Origin of the sequence: Streptomyces chiangmaiensis (assembly GCF_036281785.1) — a bacterium.
Classification (GTDB): domain Bacteria; phylum Actinomycetota; class Actinomycetes; order Streptomycetales; family Streptomycetaceae; genus Streptomyces; species Streptomyces chiangmaiensis.
Genome location: NZ_JAYWVC010000684.1, coordinates 1 through 741, shown reverse-complemented (window position 1 = coordinate 741; position 741 = coordinate 1). Strand labels below are relative to the sequence as shown.

Annotated in this window: 1 protein-coding gene and 1 pseudogene; both read right to left on the bottom strand. The window is 72.3% G+C overall.

What is annotated here, in order from left to right:
• Positions 1-194: pseudogene (locus VXC91_RS46410) on the bottom strand (hypothetical protein); the annotation flags it as partial.
• Between the two features lie 34 nt (positions 195-228).
• Positions 229-702: a hypothetical protein gene (locus tag VXC91_RS46405; protein WP_329513338.1), complete on the bottom strand. Its 474-nt coding sequence runs from the start codon at positions 700-702 to the stop codon at positions 229-231.
• Positions 703-741: the final 39 nt, after the last annotated feature.

Here is a 741-nt window from a genome sequence, read left to right as displayed (position 1 = left end):
GGCGGGTCCTCCCAGCCGTTTGCCGGGGGCTCGACGAGCAGGGTGCGCCCGGAGAGAGTCTGCTCTTCCTGGCGGGCACCGCGCTCGGGGCGCGCGGGCCGCCCGGCGCGCTTGGCTGCCGCGCGGGCGGCCGCGGTCATGGTGCGGCGGGCCGGTGAGCCGGTGCCGCGGGTGCGGGAGGTCGGGTTCGCCACGGTGTCTCTCCTCATCGATGGCTTCACGGGTGGGTCAGCCCACGAACGCGACGTCGGAGATCAGCCAGCGGCCGGCCACGCGCGCGAGGTCGAGCTGGAGCCGGTAGGTGCGCGCCTGTCCCTCGGGCGCGGCGGTGTTGGTCACCTTGCTGTCGGCCACGACCAGGACCCGGGCCGAGCGCGCGTCGGACCGCACGATGCCCGCTTCCAGGACCTGCCCCTCGGACACCGACTTGTTCTGCGCAACCAGCTTCGTCAGTTGTGCGGTCTGCGCGGCGAACTCCTTCTTGAACTCGCCGGTGGCGCCCTTCAGCACATTGCCGCTGTCCCGGTCGTAGTGCCGGTAGTCGAGCGAGGTGAAGCTCAGCGCCGACTGGCGGGCCGCCGCCAGGATGTCCTGACGGCGCTGTTCCGCCGCGCGCTGGTCGGACAGCTTCAGGCCCAGCCAGACACACAGCACGGTCGTCAACACGGTCGCGGCGACGAGCCCCGCCGACAGCAGCCTCATGCGTCCGCCTCTCACGCCATCGGTCCCACGAGCAGCCAT